Annotated in this window: 18 protein-coding genes; 7 read left to right on the top strand and 11 right to left on the bottom strand. The window is 74.4% G+C overall.

The window, feature by feature from the left end; translation table 11 throughout:
- Positions 1 to 146: 146 nt before the first annotated feature.
- From ACFVGY_RS34490 to ACFVGY_RS34515, 6 genes are all read right to left on the bottom strand, one after another.
- On the bottom strand, positions 147 to 1,115 hold the full coding sequence (locus ACFVGY_RS34490) for a cation diffusion facilitator family transporter (RefSeq protein ID WP_385685452.1): 969 nt from the start codon (positions 1,113 to 1,115) through the stop codon (positions 147 to 149).
- Positions 1,116 to 1,221: 106 nt separating this feature from the next.
- The gene (gene manA / locus ACFVGY_RS34495) at positions 1,222 to 2,379 is read right to left on the bottom strand and encodes a mannose-6-phosphate isomerase, class I (protein ID WP_385685455.1); all 1,158 of its coding nucleotides are present in this window, start codon (positions 2,377 to 2,379) and stop codon (positions 1,222 to 1,224) included.
- 43 nt (positions 2,380 to 2,422) lie between these two features.
- The gene (locus ACFVGY_RS34500; protein ID WP_385685456.1) at positions 2,423 to 3,559 is read right to left on the bottom strand and encodes an SIS domain-containing protein; all 1,137 of its coding nucleotides are present in this window, start codon (positions 3,557 to 3,559) and stop codon (positions 2,423 to 2,425) included.
- A gap of 95 nt (positions 3,560 to 3,654) precedes the next feature.
- Complete coding sequence (locus ACFVGY_RS34505) at positions 3,655 to 3,840, bottom strand: Trm112 family protein (RefSeq protein WP_054222355.1); 186 nt, start codon at positions 3,838 to 3,840, stop codon at positions 3,655 to 3,657.
- 88 nt (positions 3,841 to 3,928) lie between these two features.
- Positions 3,929 to 5,299 carry a phosphomannomutase/phosphoglucomutase gene (locus tag ACFVGY_RS34510; RefSeq protein ID WP_385685460.1) on the bottom strand — a complete coding sequence of 457 codons (1,371 nt, stop codon included), beginning with the start codon at positions 5,297 to 5,299 and terminating at the stop codon, positions 3,929 to 3,931.
- A gap of 142 nt (positions 5,300 to 5,441) precedes the next feature.
- A complete protein-coding gene (locus ACFVGY_RS34515) occupies positions 5,442 to 5,822 on the bottom strand; it encodes a DUF3499 domain-containing protein (RefSeq protein ID WP_179175204.1) in 381 nt (126 codons plus the stop codon).
- Positions 5,823 to 5,960: 138 nt separating this feature from the next.
- On the opposite strand from ACFVGY_RS34515, the gene ACFVGY_RS34520 reads away from it, so the two are divergent.
- Positions 5,961 to 6,440, top strand: coding sequence for a metallopeptidase family protein (locus ACFVGY_RS34520; protein ID WP_385685464.1), 480 nt, complete (start codon positions 5,961 to 5,963; stop codon positions 6,438 to 6,440).
- Positions 6,441 to 6,540: 100 nt separating this feature from the next.
- On the opposite strand, the gene ACFVGY_RS34525 is transcribed toward ACFVGY_RS34520, so the two are convergent.
- The 3 genes from ACFVGY_RS34525 to ACFVGY_RS34535 form a co-directional block, all read right to left on the bottom strand.
- Positions 6,541 to 8,019, bottom strand: a complete 1,479-nt coding sequence (locus ACFVGY_RS34525) for a DUF5719 family protein (protein ID WP_385685467.1) — start codon at positions 8,017 to 8,019, stop codon at positions 6,541 to 6,543.
- On the bottom strand, positions 8,016 to 11,714 hold the full coding sequence (locus ACFVGY_RS34530; protein ID WP_385685470.1) for a glycosyltransferase: 3,699 nt from the start codon (positions 11,712 to 11,714) through the stop codon (positions 8,016 to 8,018). Before ACFVGY_RS34530 ends, ACFVGY_RS34525 begins: the two co-directional genes overlap by 4 nt.
- Positions 11,715 to 11,912: 198 nt before the next feature.
- The gene (locus ACFVGY_RS34535; protein ID WP_003983763.1) at positions 11,913 to 12,176 is read right to left on the bottom strand and encodes a WhiB family transcriptional regulator; all 264 of its coding nucleotides are present in this window, start codon (positions 12,174 to 12,176) and stop codon (positions 11,913 to 11,915) included.
- A gap of 637 nt (positions 12,177 to 12,813) precedes the next feature.
- On the opposite strand from ACFVGY_RS34535, the gene ACFVGY_RS34540 reads away from it, so the two are divergent.
- Genes ACFVGY_RS34540 through ACFVGY_RS34550 form a run of 3 tightly spaced genes read left to right on the top strand, consistent with a single transcriptional unit; the run spans position 12,814 to position 15,691 of the window.
- Positions 12,814 to 13,395 carry a cysteine dioxygenase gene (locus tag ACFVGY_RS34540; RefSeq protein ID WP_385685472.1) on the top strand — a complete coding sequence of 194 codons (582 nt, stop codon included), beginning with the start codon at positions 12,814 to 12,816 and terminating at the stop codon, positions 13,393 to 13,395.
- A 44-nt stretch (positions 13,396 to 13,439) separates the two neighbouring features.
- Complete coding sequence (gene cofD / locus ACFVGY_RS34545; RefSeq protein WP_385685474.1) at positions 13,440 to 14,399, top strand: 2-phospho-L-lactate transferase; 960 nt, start codon at positions 13,440 to 13,442, stop codon at positions 14,397 to 14,399.
- Positions 14,396 to 15,691: a coenzyme F420-0:L-glutamate ligase gene (locus ACFVGY_RS34550; protein WP_385685477.1), complete on the top strand. Its 1,296-nt coding sequence runs from the start codon at positions 14,396 to 14,398 to the stop codon at positions 15,689 to 15,691. Before cofD ends, ACFVGY_RS34550 begins: the two co-directional genes overlap by 4 nt.
- 43 nt (positions 15,692 to 15,734) lie before the next feature.
- Here the strand turns inward: ACFVGY_RS34550 and ACFVGY_RS34555 are convergent, their stop codons facing one another.
- Positions 15,735 to 16,739, bottom strand: coding sequence for a DNA-3-methyladenine glycosylase family protein (locus ACFVGY_RS34555; RefSeq protein ID WP_385685480.1), 1,005 nt, complete (start codon positions 16,737 to 16,739; stop codon positions 15,735 to 15,737).
- Positions 16,740 to 16,970: 231 nt separating this feature from the next.
- Entirely contained in the window at positions 16,971 to 18,416 is a 1,446-nt protein-coding gene (locus ACFVGY_RS34560) for a peptidoglycan recognition protein (protein WP_385685484.1), read from the bottom strand.
- A gap of 140 nt (positions 18,417 to 18,556) precedes the next feature.
- Between ACFVGY_RS34560 and ACFVGY_RS34565 the strand changes: the two genes are divergently transcribed.
- The 3 genes from ACFVGY_RS34565 to ACFVGY_RS34575 all read left to right on the top strand — a co-directional run bounded on the left by ACFVGY_RS34565 (position 18,557) and on the right by ACFVGY_RS34575 (position 22,681).
- The gene (locus ACFVGY_RS34565; protein WP_385685487.1) at positions 18,557 to 19,309 is read left to right on the top strand and encodes a TIGR03089 family protein; all 753 of its coding nucleotides are present in this window, start codon (positions 18,557 to 18,559) and stop codon (positions 19,307 to 19,309) included.
- 142 nt (positions 19,310 to 19,451) lie between these two features.
- Positions 19,452 to 20,681, top strand: a complete 1,230-nt coding sequence (locus ACFVGY_RS34570) for an LCP family protein (protein ID WP_385685490.1) — start codon at positions 19,452 to 19,454, stop codon at positions 20,679 to 20,681.
- A 224-nt stretch (positions 20,682 to 20,905) separates the two neighbouring features.
- Positions 20,906 to 22,681 carry an LCP family protein gene (locus ACFVGY_RS34575; RefSeq protein ID WP_385685493.1) on the top strand — a complete coding sequence of 592 codons (1,776 nt, stop codon included), beginning with the start codon at positions 20,906 to 20,908 and terminating at the stop codon, positions 22,679 to 22,681.
- Positions 22,682 to 22,737: the final 56 nt, after the last annotated feature.

Below are 22,737 nucleotides of genomic sequence, written 5' to 3' on the forward strand. Positions count from 1 at the left end.
CCCGCCCCGGCGGGGGCGCCCCGGGTCCCCCGCCCCCCGCCGCCCCCCCCCCCCGGTGGGCGGGAGCCCCCCGCCCTCGCGCGTCGCGGGGGGGCTTCGCCGTACACCGTGGGCCGTGGGCCGTGGGCCCTGGGCCGGTCCTGCGGTCAGTGGGCGCCGGGGCCGCCCGGGGTGGCGGCCGGGTCGTTGCCCGCGGCCGCCGCCTCCGCGCTGTAGATGTCCGGCTCCAGGTAGATCACGCGGGCGATCGGGACCGCCTCGCGGATACGGGCCTCGGCCGCGTCGATCGCGGCGGCGACCGTGGCCGCAGAGTCCTCGTGCCGGACGGCGATCTTGGCGGCTACGAGGAGCTCCTCCGGCCCCAGGTGCAGGGTCCGCATGTGGATGAGGCCGGTGACGGTCTCCCCGTCGACGACCGCGCCCTTGATCTTCTCGATCTCCTCCAGGCCCGCGGCCTCGCCGAGCAGCAGGGACTTGGTCTCCACCGCCAGGACGACCGCGATCAGGATGAGCAGGGTGCCGATGGCGAGGGTGCCGATGCCGTCCCAGACGCCGTCGCCGGTCAGCAGGGCAAGGCCGACGCCGCCCAGGGCGAGCACGAGGCCGACCAGCGCGCCGAGGTCCTCCAGGAGGACGACCGGCAGCTCGGGGGCCTTGGCCCGCCTGACGAACTGGGTCCAGGTGAGGCCGCCGCGGAGCTCGTTCGACTCCTTGATCGCCGTACGGAAGGAGAAGCTCTCCGCGATGATCGCGAAGACCAGGACGCCGATCGGCCAGTACCAGTCCTCGATCGGGTGCGGGTGCTTGATCTTCTCGTAGCCCTCGTAGAGGGCGAACATGCCGCCGACCGAGAACAGGATGATGGAGACGAGGAACGCGTAGATGTAGCGCTCGCGCCCGTACCCGAAGGGGTGTTGCGGTGTCGCCTCGCGCTGGGCCTTCTTCCCGCCGAGCAGCAGCAGGCCCTGGTTTCCGGAGTCCGCCAGCGAGTGGACGCTCTCCGCGAGCATCGACGACGAGCCGCTGAAGACGAAGGCCACGAACTTGGCAACCGCGATGGCGAGGTTGGCGGCGAGTGCCGCCACGATCGCCCTGGTTCCGCCCGACGCACTCATGGGTGCTTGATGTCCCTTCCTCGGTACGGCGGCCCTGGCCGGGGCGCCGCGCTACGGCCGCACATTCTTGCAGCCGCCGGGGCGGGCTCCGGCCCGGCGGGCGGCTTCAGAGGACGACGGTGGCGCGGTAGACGGTGCCCGTCCCGGACAGTTCGGTCTCCTCACCGGCCGGCACGAACACCGACTCGCCGGGGGCGAGGGGCAGTTCGCCGGCCTGCGGGTGGCCCGCCGTGCACAAGAGGATCTGGGGGGCGCCGGACGGCAGGGCGCGGGGCGCGCCGCCGGGGGCGAGGGTGAAGCGGGAGAGCCGGAACTCGTCGATGGGGGTGTCGTAGACCTCCTCGCCGTTGCCCTCGGGGCGCAGCAGGGCCGGGTCGCCGGGTTCGAAGCGGACGATCCGCAGCAGTTCGGGCACGTCCACGTGCTTGGGGGTGAGTCCGGCGCGCAGCACGTTGTCGGAGTTGGCGAGCAGTTCGATGCCGAGGCCGTCGAGGTAGGCGTGGGGGACGCCGGGGCCGAGGAACATCGCCTCGCCGGGCTGGAGTCGGACGTGGTTGAGCAACATGGCGGCGATCACGCCCGGGTCGCCGGGGTGGTGGTGCACCAGGGTGGCGTACGGGGCGTACGGGCCTGCGAGCCGTTCGGCGGCGGCCGCGGCCTCGGCGACCGAGTGGGCCATCTCGTCGCGGTCGGCGGCGAGTACGGCGGTGAGCATCTCGCGCAGGGCCGCCTCCTCGGGGTGGGCCTGCAGCAGGTCCACGTACGGCTTGAGGGAGTTGACCTCCAGGCCGGCGAGGAGCCGGGCGGCCTCCTGGGGCGGGCGGAAGCCGCACAGTCCCTCGAAGGGGGTGAGCGCGCAGAGCATCTCGGGCTTGTGGTTGGGGTCCTTGTAGTTGCGGTGGGCGGCGTCGACCGGGATGCCGCGGCGTTCCTCCTCGGCGTAGCCGGCGCGGGCCTGTTCGAGGTCGGGGTGGACCTGGAGGGAGAGCGGGGCGCCGGCGGCGAGGACCTTGAAGAGGAAGGGCAGGTGGGGGCCGAACTTGGCGACGGCGGCGGCGCCGAGCTCGCGCTCGGGGTCGGCGGCGATGACGTCCGCGAGGGTGGTCACGCCGGCGCCGCGGTCGAGGCGGGAGGGCGCGCCGGGGTGGGCGCCCATCCACAGCTCGGCCTGCGGCTCCCCGGTGGGGTCGGTGCCGAGGAGCCCGGGGATCGCGGTGGTCGATCCCCAGGCGTAGGGGCGGATCGTGTTCGTCAGGCGGTCCATCGTCGTCCGTCTTCCTGGATGTAGGGCCGGCACGGGACCGTGCTCAGCCGTGTCCCCGGGTGGCCGCCAGTGCGAGGTAGGCCGTGGTGAAGTCCGTGACGGCGAGGAGTTCCGCGAGCTGTTCGAGCTCGCCGCCTTCCTCGGGTTCGAGCTCGCTGATGGCCGTGTCGTGGCTGAGGGCGAGTTCGCGCGCGGCCGGGGCGGCGGAGAGCCCGCCCGTGGGCCGGTCGCGCAACAGGACGACGCGGGCGCGGAGGGCCTGTGACTCCTCGACGCGGTCACGGAAGAAGTCCTCGGGGTCGGCGCCCGCCGCGAGGGCACCCGCGAGCAGCACACCGTGGGCGGGGAGCGCCTCGGGGAGGTCGGCGGCCAGGGCGGGGCGGCCGGCGAGCTCGGCGAGGGTGGCTGCGAAGCGACGGCCCGCCGGGCCGGCTCCGGCGCCCTCGCTCCAGATGAGGGGGAGGGAGTCGGCGAGCTCGGCGGCGAGGGTCTTGGCGGGGTTGGAGTAGGTGCCGATGGCCGGGCCGCAGCGTTCGGCGGTGCGGTCGAGGCGGTCGGCGACGCGCTGGAGGGTCTCGGGGGCGGCGGTGATCAGACCGACCTTGTCGAGGAGGAGCAGGAGCGGGGTGAGCAGGGCCCAGAGGGCGCCGGGGCCTGCGGCGGCGGACTCGTCGTAGTCCTGGTACGGGGCGTTGGCCATCGGGACGAGGAGCCCGTGGGCGGCGTCGACGGCCTCGCCGAGCGGCGAGCGCTCGGGGGCGACGGCGACGACGGTGCAGCCGCGTCGGTAGGCCTGCTCGGCCAGGACGGAGAGCCCGGGCTCGCTGCCGTCGGTGGTGGTGATGAGCAGCAGGTCGACCGGGCCGGCCCAGCCGGGCAGGGTCCAGCGCAGGGCGCCGGCGGCGTGTGCGACGCCGGTGGGGTGCAGCCGGCTGACGGGGGCGGAGGCTCCGGCGAGGGCCCCGAGCAGGTCGGCCACGCCGGTGGCGGCCGTGCCGGAGCCGGCGATGAGGACGGCGCGCGGCCTGCCGTCGGGGCGCAGGTCGGCCAGGCCGGCCTCGCCGGCGTGCCGGGCTGCGGTGCGGACTCTGGCCCCGGCCTCGGCGGCGCCGCGGAGCAGGCCGCGGCGGTCGGCTCGGGCGAGCTCTTCCGGTGCGTCGAGGAGCGACTCGTCGAGCATGGCGGCCTCCGGCTGGTTCAGAAGGGCGGGCGACTCGGTTGCTCGGGCGCCCGGCGCTGCGACGGGCGCCCTGTGCGTCGTGCGGCTGGACGTGCTCAGGCGGGGCGGCGCGCCTCGTCCACGAGGAGGACCGGGATGCCGTCGCGGACCGGGTAGGCGAGGCCGCAGTCCCGGCCGGTGCAGATCAGCTCGGGAGCCGTCTCGTCGGCCGACTTGTCCTCAAGGGGCGAGTGGCAGGCGGGGCAGGCGAGGATCTCCAGAAGGCCGGCTTCGAGCGGCATGGGGCGCTTCCCTTCGAACATGCGGATTGGGCGAGGTCAGCGTACCGCCGGGCCGCGTCTCGCGCGGCCCGGCAGTGGCGCGGACCGGTCAGGCGCGGACCAGGGCGAGGACCTCGTCGCGGACCCGGGCGAGGGTCTCGGGGTCGCGGGCCTCGACGTTGAGGCGCAGCAGCGGCTCGGTGTTGGAGGCGCGCAGGTTGAACCACCAGTCGGCGGAGGTGGCGGTGAGGCCGTCCAGCTCGTCCAGGGTGACGCCGTCGGCGGTGCCGTACGCGGCCTTGACGGCGGCGATGCGGGCGGCCTGGTCGGCGACGGTGGAGTTGATCTCGCCGGAGCCGGTGTAGCGGTCGTAGGAGGCGACGAGGGCGGAGAGGGGGCCCTCCTGGCCGCCGAGGGCGGCGAGGACGTGGAGGGCGGCGAGCATGCCGGTGTCGGCGTTCCAGAAGTCCTTGAAGTAGTAGTGCGCCGAGTGCTCGCCACCGAAGATGGCGCGGGTGCGGGCCATCTCCTCCTTGATGAAGGAGTGGCCGACGCGGGTGCGGACGGGGGTGCCGCCGTTCTCGCGGACGACCTCGGGGACGGACCAGGAGGTGATCAGGTTGTGGATGACCGTGCCGGTGCCGCCGTTGCGGGCGAGCTCGCGGGCCGCGACGAGCGCGGTGATCGCGGACGGGGAGACGCCCTCGCCGCGCTCGTCGACGACGAAGCAGCGGTCGGCGTCGCCGTCGAAGGCGAGGCCGAGGTCGGCGCCCTCGGCGCGCACGCGGGCCTGGAGGTCGACGATGTTCTTCGGGTCGAGGGGGTTGGCCTCGTGGTTCGGGAAGGTGCCGTCGAGCTCGAAGTACATCGGTACGAGCTCCAGCGGCAGGCCGTCGAAGACGGTCGGGACGGTGTGGCCGCCCATGCCGTTGCCCGCGTCCACGACGACCTTCAGGGGGCGGATCCCGCCGAGGTCGACGAGCGACTTGAGGTGTTCGGCGTAGCCGAGGAGGGTGTCCTGCTCGGTGACGGTGCCGGGGGTGGTGGCCTCGGGGGCCGCGGGGAGGCCTTCCTCGGACCACTTCTCGACGAGCTCGCGGATCGTCGTCAGGCCGGTGTCCTGGCCGACGGGGGCGGCGCCGGCGCGGCAGAGCTTGATGCCGTTGTAGCGGGCCGGGTTGTGCGAGGCGGTGAACATCGCGCCGGGCAGGTCGAGCTTGCCGGAGGCGTAGTACAGCTGGTCGGTGGAGCACAGCCCGATCAGGGTGACGTCGGTGCCGCGGGCGGCGGCGCCGCGCGCGAAGGCGGCCGACAGGCCGGGCGAGGAGGGCCGCATGTCGTGGCCGACGACGATCGCGGTGGCGGCGGTGACCTCGACGAAGGCGGCACCGAACAGCTCGGCCAGCGATTCGTCCCACTCGTCGGGCACGACGCCGCGTACGTCGTACGCCTTGACGATGTTCGAGAAATCTGCGGCCACTGCCTGCCCTCCTGAAAGGTCCCTGTGCGGTGGGCCCAACCTACCGTGCAGGGAGGGCGGCCGATCGGGCCGCGGTGTTCACGGAAAACGCGGGCGCACGCGGACTCCGTCGCACGCGGACGCCGGTCGGGGGCGGCTGCCGTCAGGAGTCGGGGGAACGCAGCACCCGCAGGTGGCCGCGGCGGGTCTCCCCGCCGGACCCCGGGCCGCCCTGGGCGGGACCCCGGCCGGCCTCGGCGGCGCGGTCGTGCGGGCGGGCCGCCTCGCGGACGGCGTTGGCCAGTGCTTCGAGGTCGTCGCCGCTCGGCCGCGACGGGCCCGACCCGTCGGTCAGGCGCACGACGTCCCAGCCGCGGGGTGCGGTCAGGCGCTCGGAGTGCTCGGCGCACAGGTCGTAACAGTGGGGTTCGGCGTACGTGGCGAGCGGGCCGAGAACTGCGGTCGAGTCGGCGTAGACGTACGTCAGGGTCGCGACGGCAGGGCGGCCGCACGCGGTGCGCGAACAGCGACGTACAAGGCTCACGACGTTGGACGGTACCGCACTCTTGACCGGGCCGCGACGACTCTCCCGCCGGTCACTCCCCCGTGTCGCCCCCGCGACGGGGCCCGGCGGGCCCCGGAACGCCCCGGTCGGGGCCCGTTCCGGGGCTACGCTGCGGGGGTGACCGACAGCCCCGTGCCGCCCCCCGCACCGCGTCCCGCCGAACCCCCCGCCGAGCCTCGCGTCCGCCGGCGCGACCGGCACGGGCGGGGGATGCGGGGTCCGGTGGCCCCGCCCCAGGTGCCGCTGGCCGCGAGCCGGGCCGAGCTCTTCGGCGACCTCGTGCGGGAGTCGGTGGAGCGGCTGGAGCGGCGCTGGCCGCAGCTGGCGGACGTGGAGTTCCTGGTGGCGGACGTGCCGGGGCCGCCGGGCGGGCCGGCCGGCGGCTGGAACGACGAGGCGGTGCCGCTGGGCGCGCTGTCGGAGCCGTCGGGCCCGGGGCGGCCGGCGCGGATCGTGGTGTTCCGGCGGCCGGTGGAGATCCGGTCGAAGACGCGGGACGACCGGGCGATGCTGGTGCACGAGGTCGTGGTGGAGCAGGTGGCGGAGCTGCTGGGGCTGTCCCCGGAGACGGTGGACCCGCGCTACGGCCAGGACTGACGCCGGATACGGATACCGGATACCGGATACCGGATGCGGCACTCGGCCCGCCGGGTGCCGCTGCGGTGCGGGCCGGCGGGCCGGTCGGCGTCGCGGGCGGCTACCGGGTGAGCACCGTCAGGTCCTGGACGGCCTTGGGCACCGGGACCGTCCCGCGGTCGTCGGACAGGGTCTGGACGGTGAACATCACGATGCCCTCGTGGGGCAGCGTCAGGGTGCGGGCCGCGTGGACCGGGCCGCCGGAGAGGGTCTCGACCGTCAGCGCGTAGGCGCCCTTCGGCCCGCCCGGGGCCAGGGAGACGGTCTGCGTGGTGCCCGCCTTGACGGTGACTTCCTTCGTGGCCGGCTCGCCCGCCTCGGTCCCCGGCGAGGCCGTGACCTTCACCTTGGCGTCGGCCCCGACCGCGGTCAGCGACAGCACGGTCGCGTTCTCGTCGGCCCGGTTGTCGGCGACGGTGGCCCGCGCCCCCACCGGTCCGGCGGCCGGTACGAACGCCAGCTCCTGCTTGGCGCCGCTGCCGCGGACCACGCGCAGCGCGGCGACCACCGGTACGGCCTTCTTCGGGTCGGCCGGGGCCAGGAGCAGCGAGCCCGCCTCGCCGCGGGTGACGTCCTTGAGGTCGACGCTCGCCGTCATGCCGGCCTTGACGTGCAGCTGCTCGTGGCCGGCCGGGCTGATCGAGCCGTTCGGGCCGGCCAGCCTGACGGTGAGGTCGGCGTCCTCCTCGCCGGGCGCGAACGCGAACAGCTTCACGGAGGTGGCGTCCGCAGGGATCCCGGGCAGCACCTGGGCGGCGGCCGGGTCGGCGGAGGCCGGCAGCCAGTCCGCCCCGACGCCCTCCTCGCCTGCCTGGAGGGAGGCGCCGACGCGGCCGGCGCGGGTGGTCACGTGGGCGGTGACGTCGGCGAGCTCCTTGCCGGGGGCGAGGGAGGCCAGCGAGATCGCCTTGGTGGAGCGGGGGTCTATGCGGATGTTCTCGCTGACGCCGGTCTCGTCCTTGACCGTGCCGTCGGGGCCGAACATCTTGATGTCGATCACGGCTGCGGTGTCGTCCGGGTTGGTGAGGTGCACGTAGTCCTCGCGTCCCTTGGCGGTGCTCGCGCCGGGGAACCAGAAGTCGGTGCCGGGGGCGGTGCAGCCGACGCCGAGCAGGCCGCGGGCCCGGCCCACCGAGACCTTGGTCGTCTGCTGGGCCGTCCAGCCGGGGGCGAGGACGCCGTCGGCGATGCCGGCCAGGCCGGGGGCCTCGGCGCCGGAGGCGGTCGCCCCGGCCGGCTTGCCGCGCTCCTTCAGCTCCAGGACGGGCTTGGCCTCCTTGGTGGCGCCGAGCAGGCGGGCCGAGCCCTTGCCGCCGCCGGCCGCGCCGGGGGTGATCGCCGTGTACGTGGTCTCGGCGATGTCGGAGGAGCTGGGCGCGGGGCAGACCAGCGCGGACCGCTCGACCGGCATCCGGGCCGCGGCCGCCTTGCCGTCGTCGGCGGCGGCCGGGGCGGCGGGCGCGGTGAGGTGGGCGAGGCCCGCCAAGGCGGCGAGGGCCGCGGCGGCGGCCGCCAGCGTCAGGGGTGCGCGCTGCTTCACTGCTGGTGGCTCCCGTCGGGACGCTGGTCGTGCTGTCCGTAGGCGTCGTACGGCTGCTGCTCGTACGGGTGGGGGTACGGCTGCTGGGCGTGGGGGTGCTGGGGCTGGTGTGGCTGCTGGGGGTAGACCTGGTGGAGGTCGTAGCCCTGGGGGTCGTAGCCCTGGGGGTCGTAGCCCTGCCGGTGGTACGGGTACTGCTCGTGGTCCGAGGCCTGGGCGGGTACGTACGGCTGCTGCGGGGCCGCCGGTCCGTAGGCGTAGTCCTGGTCGCCGTGGCCCTGGTCTTCGTACGACTGGTACGCGTACGCCTCCTCCCCGTAGACGGGCTGCGCGGGGATCCCCGCGTACGGGTCGGCGACGGCTCCGGCGGGCTCGGCCGCGGTGCCGGCGGCGGCCGGGGCGGCCGTCCCGTCGGTCTCGGCGCGCAGGCGGCGGGCGCGGCGGCCCTCGCCGCCCTCGCCGGGGACGGGCCGGTCGGCGGCGTCCTCGTCCGGCAGGTCGTCGTCGAGGCTCACCCGGCGGCCGGGCAGGGCCATCACGAGCAGCAGCAGCGCGAGCCCGCCCTGGGCCCAGTGCCAGGCGGTCCGGGGGAAGGAGTCCTCGTGGACGAGGTCGAGGCGGCCGCCGGCGGCGGGCAGTTCGAAGCCCTGGGCCCAGCCGTCGAGGGTCTTGGCCTTGAGCGGCGTTCCGTCGAGGGTGGCCCGCCAGCCGGGGGCGGCGCGGTCGGCGATGCGCAGGACGCGGCCCGCCTCGCCCGCCGGGATCCTGGTGTGGGCCTCGACGGGGCCGGAGGCCACCGGGATCGGGGCCTCGCCCGGCTTGCCGGGGACGATGACGGCGCGGGCGACCTGGCGGTCCACCCGCCACAGGGCGCTGCCGTCGAGCTGGCTGAGCCGGCTCAGGCCGGGGGTGGTGTCGAGGACCTTGCGCGTCTGCTGCGGGGCGCCGTCGCGGACCAGGACATAGCGGATGCCGTATCCGCTGAGCTGGTCGCTCTGGTCGGCGCCGGATCCGGCTACGAGGCTGGAGACGACCTTGTCGAGGGCGGGGGTGCTGCCGGCCCCGGCGGCGAGTTCGGCGTCGCCGAGGCTGCCGCCGGAGCCACGGACGAGGGTGTAGGAAATGGTGGCGGGCGAGGTACCGCCGAGGACGAGGGTGCGGGCCTGGTCGCGGGTGCTGCCCTCCTCGGCGACGAAGGCGGGGACCTGGACCGGGTTGCGCCGCTCCAGCGGGCCGGCGGCTCCGGAGACCGCCCAGCCCGCCGCGGCGAGCAGCGGGCCGGCGACGGCCGCGAGGGCGATCAGGGCGGCGGCGGGCTGGCGCCAGCCGAAGCTGCTGGCGGCGACGCGTTCCTTGGCCCCGTCCGCGCCGACGGCGGCGGCGGCGAGCAGGGCGAGCCCGTAGACGAGAACGGCGGGGCCGGCCCAGCCGGTGCGGTTGAGGACGACGGCGAGGGCCAGCGCGGCCAGGGCGGCGGTCCAGGCGGCGCGGACGGCGAGCCGCCGCTCGGCACGCAGCAGGGCGGCCAGGGCGGCGAGGACGATGCCGAGGAGCAGCAGGCCGCCGGCGGCGCGGGGGCCGCCGGGGCCGAGGCCGACGAGGTCGAGGGCGGTGGCCCGGCCGGCGGCGGGCAGGCCGGCCTCGTCCAGGAAGCGGGCCGGGTGCAGCAGCAGGCCCAGGGACCAGGGGGCGAGGACGAGGAGCGGGACGGCGAGGGACGCGAGCAGCCGCAGCCCGTACGCCTTCCACTGGGCGCGGCGTCGTACCAGCGCGGCGGTGCCGAGGACGGCGGCCAGCGGCCACACGACGGGGGTGAAGGCGGTGGCCAGGGTCAGCAGGAGGGCGTACGTCCACACCGCGCGCCGTCCGCCGCGCTGGTCGGGGGCGCCGGCCGCGGTGTCGGCGAGGCCGAGGGCGAAGACGGCGGAGCGGGCGATGAGCGGGAGCAGGACCGCGAGGACGGCGGTGCCGAGGCGGCCACCGGCGAGGGCGCCGGTGACGGCGGGCAGGAAGGCGTAGGCGACGGCGGCCCAGGCGCGCAGCAGCCGGGAGTCGACGAGCGGCCGGGAGGCGAAGTAGGCGGTGAGTCCGGCGAGCGGCACCGAACAGACGAGCAGCAGGGTCAGGGCGGCGTCGGTGGAGCCGAGGAGGAGGGTGGAGAGGGCTCCGAGGACGGCTAGGTAGGGGGGTGCGCCGGCGGTGGATCCGATGCCGACGGGCTGCCAGTCGCGGGTGTAGCGGTGCCAGAGGTCGAGGCCGCTGTCGGGGGCGGGCAGCAGGGCGCCGCCCATGAGGGAGCCGCCGCCGAGGAGGCCGCGGCAGGCGACGACGGAGACCAGCAGGAGGAGGGCGAAGAGGACGGGTGCGGGGTTGCGGGCGATCCGCTTCAGGCGCGCGAACTGTTCGACGTGGAGGTAGTCGGCGTCCTCGCCACCGGGGCCGGAGTCACCGGCTCCGCCGTGCCGGCCGGCGGCGGCGGAGCCATCGGTGTCGCGGCCGCTGCCGAGGTGTCCGGCGAGCTGTTCGGCGCCGGCCCGTACGGTGGCGCCGGGCGGCGGGAACAGGGGGCGCAGTTCCTTGGCGGGGACGGCGGGGCGGCCGCGCCGGCGGCGGGCGCCGAGGATGCGGCCGGGGCGCAGCAGGGTGGCGAGGAGGCCGGTGAACTCGTCGACGGCCTGGCCGGGGGCCTTGCCGACGAGGTAGGCGAGGGTGCGCAGCACCGTGCCGGTGATCAGGCGCAGCAGGACGTACGGCAGGGCCCGGCCGGAGGTGTTGGCGAGCATCGTGTAGACGGCGCCGGCCTTGTCGACGCGGTGCGGGCTGACGGCGCCGCGGCCGGCGCAGTCGACGGTGCGGCGCTCGCGGGCGGCGGCCTCGGCGTGCTGCAGGACGGCGTCGGGGGCGACGAGGACGGTGTGGCCGGCGCTCTGGGCGCGCCAGCACAGGTCGACGTCGTCGCGCATGAGGGGGAGGCGGCGGTCGAAGCCGCCGAGGTCTTCGTAGACGTCGCGGCGTACGAGCATGCCGGCGGTGGAGACGGACAGGACGTGGCGGACCTGGTCGTGCTGGCCCTGGTCCTGTTCGCGGCGGTCGAGGCCGGTCCAGCGGCGGCCGCTGCGGGCGATGGTGACGCCGGCTTCGAGGAGCTGCTTGTTGTCGTACCAGCCGCGCAGTTTGGGGCCGATGACGGCGGCGTCGGGGTTCTCCTCGGCGACGCGCAGCAGTTCGGTGAGGGCGTCGGGCTCGGGGGCGCTGTCGTCGTGGAGCAGCCAGAGCCACTGGACGGGTTCGCCGTGGGGGAGTTCGGGGAGGTCGTAGGTGTCGTCGCGCCAGGTGCGGCCGACGGGGTCCCAGCCGCTGGGGCGCTTGAGGTAGGGGAGGTCCTCGGGGGTGAGGGTGCCGGCGGAGCGGGCGGCTTCGTCGACGGCGGCGCCGAAGCCGGTGCGGCGGGCGAGGTGCAGGACGCGGTCGTCGCCGAGGGCCTCGGAGAGCAGCCGGGCCGAGTCGTCGGCGCTGCCGGTGTCGGCGGCGATGTGGTTCTGGGCGGGGCGTTCCTGGCCGAGGAGGCCGGTGAGGGTCTTGGGGAGCCAGCGTGCCCCGTCGTGGGCGACGAGGACCGCGGTGACGACGTGCCGGGGGAACTGGGGAGTGGCGTCAGCCTGGTAGGAGGCCGTCGACTGGCTGTGCAGGGACATCGCTCTACTGGCCCTCCGGCCTGGGGGTCCCCCCGGGCGGCCGGAGGGAGGGTCCGGGGGTGGTGTGCCCCTCGGAGGCTGCTGGACAGCGGCCACACTAACGGCTGGGGAACACGCCGGTCCGCCTCCTGCGGGGAAGGGGCAGGAGGCGGACCGTGTGGTGTGCTTGTGGAGTTGTTCTGCGTGCGGCGGGAGCGGTCAGACGGCGGCCTTCTTCAGTCGGCGGCGCTCGCGCTCGGACAGGCCGCCCCAGATGCCGAATCGCTCGTCGTTGGCGAGGGCGTACTCAAGGCATTCGGAGCGGACTTCGCAGGCGAGGCAGACCTTCTTGGCCTCGCGGGTGGAGCCGCCCTTCTCGGGAAAGAAGGACTCGGGGTCGGTCTGAGCGCACAGGGCGCGCTCCTGCCATCCGAGCTCTTCGTCCGCTTCCTCGACCAGCAGTTCCTGAAACAGCTCGGTCATGTGCGCCCCTCGCTCTGTCTGTGCATCCCCGTGGTGGCATCGTTACTCATCGCTACGTAACGACACGAGTGAAATTACAAGTGGGGGGCTCCAGCGCAGTCAAGCTGGGATCTGCTATTGGGGCCCTTATTCACTCTGCGGAACCAAGGCTATGCAGAAAGTGATCAAATCGCCAAAAATCGTGACACACGCCACCGGTGTCCCACTGCGCCCACTTCACCCGCAATCGACGTGACACCCTGTGGACCGGTTGCAATCCGGCCAAAGAAGCGGCGCAGATCACATTCCGATCACGAGTTGGCATCGCACGTTTGAACGGGGCAATAGCGGGACCCGGAGCGCCATCTCCCCGGCCGCGAGGTGCACAAACCTTTCTCCGATCGTGTTAACCGGATCAGATGAACCTTTTCGGCCAAACCGGTCATTGGGTTGACAGTCCGGCCCCCCACCCGCTCTCCTTGTCCCCATGTCAGTGACCGCAGCCGCCACCCGGACCCCCGTTCGTGGGTTCCTGCGCGCTGCCCAGGTCTGCTGTTGCTGTTGCAGCTGTTGATGCCTTCGGAGCCCCGGCTCCCCTGAGCTCCGGCCACCCCCACGGCAACCGCCAGCACCCCTGACATCTCCCGAGGACCCCGCAATGCGCAGCCCCGCACCCACTGCTTCCGCTTCCGCTTCCGCTTCCGTTTCTGCTGCTTCCGCCGCCTCCGCCGCGGCCGACCGCCCCGCGGTCACGGAGAGCGACCTCCAGATCGCCGGCGACATCCTCGCCGTCCCGCACCTGCTCCAGCCCGCCCGCGAACACCCCGCCACCGTCGCCGAGTTCGCCGGCCTCGCCCGCTCCATCGCCGAGGACCGCGCGAGCTGGCAGCACCTCGTCCGCTACGACGCCACCGCCCGCTGGTACCACCGCCTGCGCACTGGCCCCGGCTACGAGGTGTGGCTGCTCAGCTGGGTCCCCGGGCAGGGCAGCGGCCGGCACGACCACGGCGCCTCCTCCGGCGTCCTGACCGTCCTCGACGGCGCCCTCACGGAGCACAGCACCCGCGGCGCCCTCACCCTCCGGGCCGGCGCCCAGCGCGTCTTCGCCCCCGGCTACGCCCACGAGGTCGTCAACGACGGCCTCGACGGAGCCGTCAGCCTGCACGTCTACTTCCCCGGCCTGACCGAGATGCCCATGCACAACTGCTCCCCCGCCACGACCGAGGCCCTCTCCGTCTGACCACCACCCCTCAGGGGACGGCCTGCGGCTGACAGACTGTCTGCATGCGCATTGTTGTTCTGGCCGGCGGCATCGGCGGCGCCCGTTTCCTCCGCGGACTGAAGTCGGCGGTCCCCGACGCGGACATCACGGTCATCGGCAACACCGGTGACGACATCCACCTGTTCGGACTCAAGGTGTGCCCCGACCTCGACACGGTGATGTACACCCTCGGCGGTGGCATCAACGAGGAGCAGGGCTGGGGCCGCGCCGACGAGTCCTTCACCGTCAAGGAGGAACTCGCCGCCTACGGGGTCGGACCCACCTGGTTCGGCCTCGGCGACCGCGACTTCGCCACCCACATCGTCCGCACCCAGATGATCAGCGCCGGCTACCCGCTGAGCGCCGTCACCGAAGCCCTCTGCGACCGCTGGCAGCCCGGCGTCCGGCTGCTTCCCATGTCCGACGACCGCGTCGAGACGCACGTCGCCGTCACCGACGCCGGCACCGGCGAGCGCCGCGTCATCCACTTCCAGGAGTACTGGGTCCGGCTGCGCGCCTCCGTCGACGCCGAGGCCGTCGTACCCGTCGGCGCCGAACAGGCCAAGCCCGCGCCCGGCGTGCTCGAAGCCCTCGCCGCCGCCGACGTCATCCTCTTCCCGCCGTCCAACCCGATCGTCTCCGTCGGCACGATCCTCGCCGTGCCCGGCATCCGCGAGGCCGTCGCCGCCGCCGCGGCGCCCGTCGTGGGCCTCTCCCCCATCGTCGGTGGCGCCCCCGTACGCGGCATGGCCGACAAGGTGCTGGCCGCCGTCGGGGTCGAGGCCACCGCCGCCGCCGTCGCCCGGCACTACGGCGCCGACCTCCTCGACGGCTGGCTCGTCGACACCGCGGACGCGGACGCCGTCGCCGAGGTGGAGGCCGCCGGGATCGCCTGCCGCGCCGTACCGCTGATGATGACCAACCTCGAGGCGACCGCCGAGATGGCGCGCGCGGCACTCGCCCTGGCGGAGGCCTCCCGGTGAGCGTTCCGTCGTACGAGGTGTGGGCCGTCGCCGGGATGCCGGAAGTCCGGCCCGGCGACGACCTCGCCCGGCTCGTCGCCGACGCGGCGCCCGGACTCCGCAGCGGCGACGTCCTGCTCGTCACCTCGAAGATCGTCTCCAAGGCGGAGGGCCGCATCGTCCGGGCCGACTCCCGCGAGGAGGCCATAGACGCCGAGACCGTACGGGTCGTCGCGCGCCGCGGCCCGCTGCGGATCGTCGAGAACCGGCAGGGCCTCGTCATGGCCGCCGCCGGCGTCGACGCCTCCAACACCGAGCCCGGCACCGTCCTGCTGCTGCCCGCGGACCCCGACGCCTCCGCCGCCGCGATCCGCGCCGGACTGCGGGAGCTGCTCTCCGTCGACGTGGGCGTCATCGTCACCGACACCTTCGGGCGGCCCTGGCGGGCCGGGCTGACCGACGTCGCCATCGGCGCCGCCGGCGTCCGCGTCCTCGACGACCTGCGCGGCGGCACCGACGCGCACGGCAACCCGCTCAGCGCCACCGTCGTCGCCACCGCCGACGAACTCGCCGCCGCCGGCGACCTCGTCAAGGGCAAGGCCGCCGGGCTGCCGGTGGCGGTGGTGCGGGGGCTCGGGCACGTGCTCGGCGACGGCGCCACCGCCGCCCAGCTGGTGCGGCCCGCCGCCGACGACATGTTCCGCCTCGGCACCTCCGAAGCGGTACGGGAGGCGGTCACGCAGCGCCGCACCGTACGGGCCTTCACCGCCGAGCCGGTGGACCCCGCCGCGGTCCGGCGGGCCGTCGCGGCCGCCGTGACCGCCCCGGCACCGCACCACACGACGCCGTGGCGGTTCGTCCTGCTGGAAACCGAGACGGCGCGGCGCGAACTGCTCGACGCGATGCGCGACGCCTGGATCGAGGACCTGCGGCGCGACGGCAAGACCGAGGAATCCATCGCCCAGCGGATCCGGCGCGGGGACGTCCTGCGGAACGCGCCGTACCTGGCCGTGCCGTGCATGGTGATGGACGGTGCGCACGCTTACGGGCACGCGCGGCGGGACGCGGCCGAACGGGAGATGTTCATCGTCGCCACCGGCGCCGGCGTGCAGAACTTCCTGGTCGCCCTGGCCGGCGAACGGCTGGGGTCGGCGTGGGTGTCGTCGACGATGTTCTGCCGGGACGTGGTCCGCAAGGTGCTGGACCTGCCGGAGGACTGGGACCCGATGGGGGCCGTCGCCATCGGGCATCCGGCCCAGCCGCCGCGCGAGCGGGTGGCACGGGCCCCGGAGCACTTCGTCACGGTCCGCTGACCCGCCGCGGAGCCTGGGCGGGCCGCGCAGGCCGCCGCCGCCGTCAGAAATGGGCGATGTCGTTGCGGTACATCCGGGGTGCGCGGCGGGGTGGGGTGCGGCCGGCCAGGAGGATCAGGCGGGCCGCGCGGTGGCGCTGGCCCGCGTACGGGGCGAGCAGTTCGAGCATGGCGGCGTCGTCGGCGTCCCGGTCGCCGACCAGGGCGTAGCCGATGATGCCGGGCAGGTGCAGGTCCCCGGTGGTGACGGCGTCCGGGTCGCCGTTGCTGCGCTGGAGGGTCTCGGCTGAGGTCCACGGCCCGATGCCGGGAACGGCCTCCAGTCGGGCGGCGGCCCGCCCCGGCGGCATGGCCGCGGCCTCCTCCATCCGGGCCGCCACCCGGACGGCCCGCACGACGGTCCCGGAGCGCTTGGCGTCGACCCCGGCCCGGTGCCAGTCCCAGGACGGGATCATCGCCCAGGTACGGGCGTCCGGCATGACGTACATGTCCGTGCCCGCGGGGCCGGGCGCGGGCTCCCCGAACCCGCGGACCAGGCGGCGCCAGGAGCGGTAGGCCTCGTCGCTGGTGACCTTCTGCTCCAGGACGGTCGGGATCAGCGACTCCAGGACCAGCCCGGTGCGGGTCAGGCGCAGGCCGGGGCGGCTGCGGTGGCTGGCGTGCACCAGGCGGTGGCGGGGGACGAAGACGGACGGGTCGTCGTCGGCCCCGAGGAGCGCGGGCATGCCGTCGAGGAGCCACTCGGCGCCAGGGCCCCAGGCCTCGGCACGGACCGTACCGATGGTGCGGTCCGCGGCGACCCGGAGCGTGGCGGGGCCCACGGGGGTGCGGCTGGCGCGCCAGACGGAGCCGTCGGCAGTGACGCGGAAGGTGGGGTCATGGGGGCCGCGGCGCAGCGGGCCGAGCGTGAGGCCCAGGTCCACGGGGCCTTCGGGGGCCCACACCCGGCTCAGGGACCCGGCCCCCGCCGGGACCCCGCCGCCCGCGGGCACGCCGGTGCGGCCGCCGCGTACGGCGGTGCGGGTCAGGGGATCGAAGCGGCCGGCCATGGCACGAGCGTATCCCGGTGCCCCCGGGTGCCCTGGCCCGCGCCGATGCGGCTGGGGGGCGTCCGCCCGCGGGTGTCCGGGCCGTCGCCTGCGGCCTCGGTGCCTGGGCGCGCGGTTCCCCGCGCCCCTGGGGCGAGGCCTCAGGGGCACGGGGAACCGCGCGATCGGGCAGCTGTGGCCCGCGGCCGGGGTCCGGCGTGGTCGGGCCGTGTCGGCACGGCGGGGCCGGGGTCAGCGGCCCTGGAGTTTGGCCGAGGCCGTGCGGGTCGGGGGGAGCTGGCCGTACAGGAGTTTGCCCGGGCATTCCGTGGCGAAGCCGTCCCGGTGCCCGGAGATCACGTTCATCTTCACGCTGCTGCCCTTCGCGTACAGGTTCCCGCCGCCCGACTTCAGCGTGGTCGTCGCCCGCGGGTCCCGGTTGAACAGCCCCAGCTTCCAGGCCGTGAGCGCGGCCACCGAGTTCACCGCGGCCGCCGGGGGGCCGGTGCTCGTGAACGTGCCGAGCACGGCGATGCCCATGCTGTCGGTGTTGAAGCCCATGGTGTGCGCGCCGAGCACCGGCTTGGCGACCCCGCCCGCCCGGCCCTCGTACACGGTTCCGCACTTGTCGACGGCGAAGTTGTAGCCGAAGTCCCGCCAGCCGGCGCTGACCACGTGGTAGCGGTACAGGCTGCGCAGCACGGCGGGGGCGTCCTTGCAGTCGTAGTTGTTGCCGGAGGCGGTGTGGTGGACGAAGGCCGCCTTGACGGTGCTGGTGTAGACGAACGCCTTCTCGCGCAGCGACTCGTCGGCGCCCCAGCCCAGCCGGGTGACGATGCCCGGGCGGGGGCCGATGTACGGGGTGCTGCCGACGGCGCCACCGATGAGGACGGCGTCGGCGATGGAGTCCTCCCGGTTGAGGGCGGTGATCTCCTTGGCGCCGAGCGGGGCCAGCGGCACGTTGGCGGAGGAGGCTTCCGCCGTGGCCATCGACATGCCGGGCGGCGCCACGGTGTCGCCCTTGTCGTCGCCGGTCGTGCCGGGGGCGCCGGTCGTGCCGGTCGTGCCGGGGGCTCCGGTCGTGCCGGTCGTGCCGTTCTTGCCGTCGCCGGGGGCCGGCGGGTCGACCGTGCCCGGGTCCACGAGTTCGATCCGCAGCCCCGAGGGGAGGCGGGAGGCACCCGCGGAACGGGTCGCGGCGGTGGGGGTGCCGGGTTCCGCCTGGACGCGGACCTCGATGCCGTCGGATTCGCCGACCCACAGCGGGGCGGTGCTCCCGCGGACCCGGCCGGTGCCCCGTTCGACGGCTTCGGGGTCGGGGGCGTGCTCGCTGTTGTGGGTTTCGAGGTCCTGCCAGTCGGACCAGGTCCCGGTGCGGGCGGAGCGGGTGCGGACCTGGACGTGGCCGAAGAGCTGGGTGCCGGCGTCGTCCCAGACGACGCCGACCAACGAGAACCTGTCGATCTCGCGGGCGGCCAGGCCCCGTGCTTCGGGCAGGCGCGGCGAGGTGCTCATGCCGGGGACGCCGGGTGAGCGGTCGGCCGCGGGCCCGAGGGGGGCGAGCGGCAGGGACTGGGTGGAGCCGGCGGGGGCCGCGGGGGACGACGACTCGGCCAGGGCCGGGGTGGACAGGGCGAGCGGCAGGGCGAGGGCGGCGGCGGTCGCGACGCCGACCGCGGAAGCAAGGAATCCACGCATGCAAGCGATGCTGAGCACACGCACCACGAACCGCCATCGGAAAACTGACGGTCCGTCTGCTCACCGCCGGGTGCGGCTCCCCCGGACGGGTGAGCCACGGGCCGCCGTACGGGGGAGGGGCCCCGCGTACGCTGGGGCGGGTGAACGCTTCTGACCGCACCCCTGCCGACCTGCTGCGATCCGCGCTCGCCGCCGATCCGGGCCGCCCGCTCGTCACCTTCTACGACGACGCCACGGGCGAACGCGTGGAATTGTCCGTGGCCACCTTCGCCAATTGGGTGGCCAAGACCGCCAATCTGCTCCAGGGCGACCTCGGCGCCGAGCCCGGCGACCGGCTCGCGCTGCTGCTGCCGGCGCACTGGCAGAGCGCCGTGTGGCTGCTCGCGTGTGCCTCGGTCGGGGTGGTCGTCGAGGTGGGCGGGGATCCGGCGGACGCCGATCTGGTGGTGAGCGGCCCCGACACCCTGGAGGAGGCGGCCGCCTGCCCGGGTGAGCGGGTGGCGCTGGCGCTGCGGCCGCTGGGCGGGCGGTTCCCGCAGCCGCCGGCCGGGTTCGCGGACTACGCGGTGGAGGTGCCCGGGCAGGGCGACCGGTTCGCCCCGTTCGTCCCCGTCGACCCGGAGGGGCCGGGGCTGGTGGTCGGCGGCGAGGAGCTGTCGTACGTCGGGACCGTCGGCCGGGCCCGCGAGGACGCGGCGAAGCTCGGTCTGGGCCCGGGGTCGCGGGTGCTGTCCGGCCTCGGCTACGACACGTGGGACGGGCTGTCGGCGGGGCTGTTCGCGGCCCTGGCGGCGGGCGGGTCCGTGGTGCTGTGCCGCCACCTCGACCGGCTGCCGGCGGAGGGGCTGGCGCAGCGCACGGAGGCGGAGCGGGTCACCCACACCGTGCGGTGAGCACCCGCGCCGATCTTTCACCCGTTCGGGTCTCGACAGGGGGCCGCCCCCGGGCCGCGTCCCGGCCGCGGGGGCAGGATCGGCACAGGCCGTGCGTCCACCCGTACGGCCTCCTGCCCACGTGGTGAGGGACGGTACGCAAGTGACGGACAGCGCAGGCATACCCGACGCCACCGGGGCGGCAGGAGGCTCCCCGGAGCCTCCGCGCGGCCGCCGGCGCCGGCTGCTGCTGCGCTGGGCCGGGACCGGGGTCTCGCTGCTGGTGCTGGCCGGGGCGGGCACGGGCTGGTGGCTGTACCGCAAGCTCGACGCGAACATCACCGAGGACACCTCGGCGGCGTCCGAGCTGGAGCGCTTCGAGGAGTACCGCCCGACGGCCATCGCGGGCGGCTCCCGGAACATCCTGCTGATCGGCTCCGACTCGCGCTCCGGCTCCGAAAACGCCCGTTACGGGCGGGACGGGGGCACCGAGCGCTCGGACACGGTGATCCTGCTGCACCTGCCCGCGGACCGGCGGAGCGCGACGGCGGTGTCCATCCCGCGGGACCTGATGACGGACGTCCCGAGCTGCCTGAGGTCGGACGGGAGCCGCACGGTGGAGCAGTTCGCGCAGTTCAACTGGGCGTTCCAGTGGGGTGGGGCCGCCTGCACGATCCGTACGGTGGAGAAGCTGACCGGGATTCGGATCGACCACCACATGGTGGTGGATTTCGGCGGGTTCAAGAAGATGGTCGACGCGGTCGGCGGCGTGGAGGTCTGCCTCAAACAGCCGATGAACGACCCGGAGGCCCGGCTGCGGCTGCCGGCGGGCCGGCAGACCCTGCGGGGCGAACAGGCGCTCGGTTTCGTGCGCGCCCGCTACAGCATGGGGGACGGCAGCGACACCGAACGGATGGAGCGCCAGCAACAGTTCCTCGGCGCACTGGTGAAGAAGGTGCAGAGCAACGGGGTGTTGCTGAACCCGGGCCGGCTGTACCCGCTGCTGGACGCGGCGACGTCCTCGGTGACCACCGACCCGGGGCTGGCCTCGCTGCGCGGGCTGTACGAACTCGTCCGGGGCGTCCGGAACATACCGACCGACCAGGTGAAGTTCCTGACCGTGCCGCGCCGTCCGTACGCGGGCGACCCGAACCGGGACGAACTCGCGCAGCCGGACGCGGCCCGGCTGTTCCAGCGGCTGCGCGCGGACGCGCCGCTGACGGTGGCCCCGCCGGCGGAGGCGGACGGCCCGCAGGACGCGGACGGCCGGAAGCCGGGCGACGCACGGGCGGGGGCGGGCAGCGCCGAGCCGTCGCCGACCGGAACCGGCACGGGCTCCGTGCCCGTCCCCACCTTCACGGGTACCACCGCGGGGATGACCGACTGCCGGTAAAGCAATGCCAAAAGCCGGTGTGCGAAGCGCAGGGCTTGGGTGGTTTGCCCTGTTATAAGGGGAGTGGAATTTGTCACCACCATGGTTTGGGGTTGACCGGGGCGGATAAGGTGAGCGGTCCGGTGCCCTGGCCAGCAAAGAGGCCGTGCACCAGCAGCCGGATCGTTGACCGGGCGTCTTGGGGGAGGCGCGTCGCGAGGCACCGACGGAGGATTCGAGCAACCGTGGATGCGCAGAGCCGTGGGCGTGCGGAGGAGATCGACCCCGCAGACCAGTGGGTGCTCAACCCCCGCACCGGCCATTACGAACTGCAACTGGACCACAGCGCTCCGCAAGGGCAGCGCCCCGTGACCTCCCCCCGCAGGTCGAGGGGCACCCGCGCCGAAGCGCCGGCCTCCCCCAAGAGCCCCAAGAGTCCCAAGGGCCCCAAGCCGCCCGCGTCCCCGGACTCCCCCTCCCCGGCGGTCCCCAAGCCGCGCCGTGGTGAGAACCCGCCGGGCCGACGCTCCGGCCGGACCCGCAAGGACGGCTCCGGCAGAAACCGCCGCAGGCGGCTCATGGTCGTCACCGGCGGCACCCTCGCCTTCCTGCTGGTCGGCGGCTCGCTCGGGGCGTACCTGTACTACAACCATCTGAACGGCAACCTGAGGGTCACCGACGTCGGCGACGCGGGCACGGGCGGTTTCAAGAAGGACCAGCCCATCAACATCCTCGTCATCGGCACCGACAAGCGCTCCGGCGCCGGCAACGAGGGCTACGGCGACTCGGGCAGCCCCGGCCACGCCGACACCACGATCCTCTTCCACGTCTCGAAGGACCGCAGCAACGCCACGGCGCTGTCCATCCCCCGGGACCTGATCACGAACATCCCGGCCTGCCCCACCAAGCAGCCCGACGGGACGATGAAGACGATCCCGGGCCAGAAGGCCACCCGCTTCAACACCAGCCTCGGACAGGAGGGCCGCGACCCGGGCTGCACGATGCGCACGGTCAAGGAGCTCACCGGGATCACCGTCGACCACTTCATGATGGTCGACTTCAACGCGGTGAAGGTGCTGAGCAGCGCGGTCGGCGGTGTGCCCGTCTGCCTGGAGAAGGCCGTCGACGACGAGGACTCCAAGCTGAAGCTGGGCCCCGGCGAGCACCGGCTGCAGGGCGAGCAGGCCCTGGCCTTCGTACGGACCCGGCACGCCTTCGGCAACGAGAGCGACCTCGACCGCATCAAGACGCAGCAGCAGTTCCTGAGTTCGATGCTGCGCGAGATGAAGTCGAAGGAGACGCTGACCAGCCCGAAGAAGTTCTTCTCCCTCGCCGAGGCGGCCACCAAGTCGCTGACCGTGGACTCGGGCATAGGGTCCATCGAGAAACTCACCAACCTGGCCGGTGAGTTGAAGAGCATGAACCTCAAGAACGTCACCTTCACCACCCTGCCGGTGCTCGACAACCCGGCCGAGAAGGTGAAGGCCACCGTCGTCCTCAACAACGCGCTGGCGGACCCCCTGCTCCAGATGATCCGCGGGGACGTCTCGCTCACCGAGGTCGAGAAGAAGGAACAGGCCGCCAAGGACGCGGCCGACGCCGAGACCAGGGCCAAGCAGGACGCGCTCATGCAGGGCCCGCGCGCCGCGGCGAGGGACGTACGGGTGGACGTCTACAACGGCGGCGGGCCCGCGGGCTCGGCCTCCACCACCCTGGCCTGGCTGCAGAACGGCAAGGGCGTCACCAAGGCGAGCAACCTCGGCAACGCGCCCGCCAAGCTGGACGCCACGCTGCTGGAGTTCGCCCCGAACCAGGCGGACCAGGCACGGGCGCTGGCGGACATCATGGGCCTGCCGGCCTCGGCGCTGAAGATGGGCACGGCGGACGCCGGGCCGCGGACCGCGATGAAGCTGACGCTCGGCGCGGACTTCAAGGGGGCGGGGATCCCGATGACGGCGCCTCAGAAGGCGCCCGACGACATCCAGCGGGTCGAGGCGGACAAGGCGGTCTGCGCCAAGTAGCCGACCGGCCGGCCCCGGGCCGGCCATCCGACGAGGGGGGGGGGCGGCGCCGCACC

The sequence above is a fragment of the Streptomyces sp. NPDC127106 genome (assembly GCF_042677605.1).
Lineage (GTDB): Bacteria > Actinomycetota > Actinomycetes > Streptomycetales > Streptomycetaceae > Streptomyces.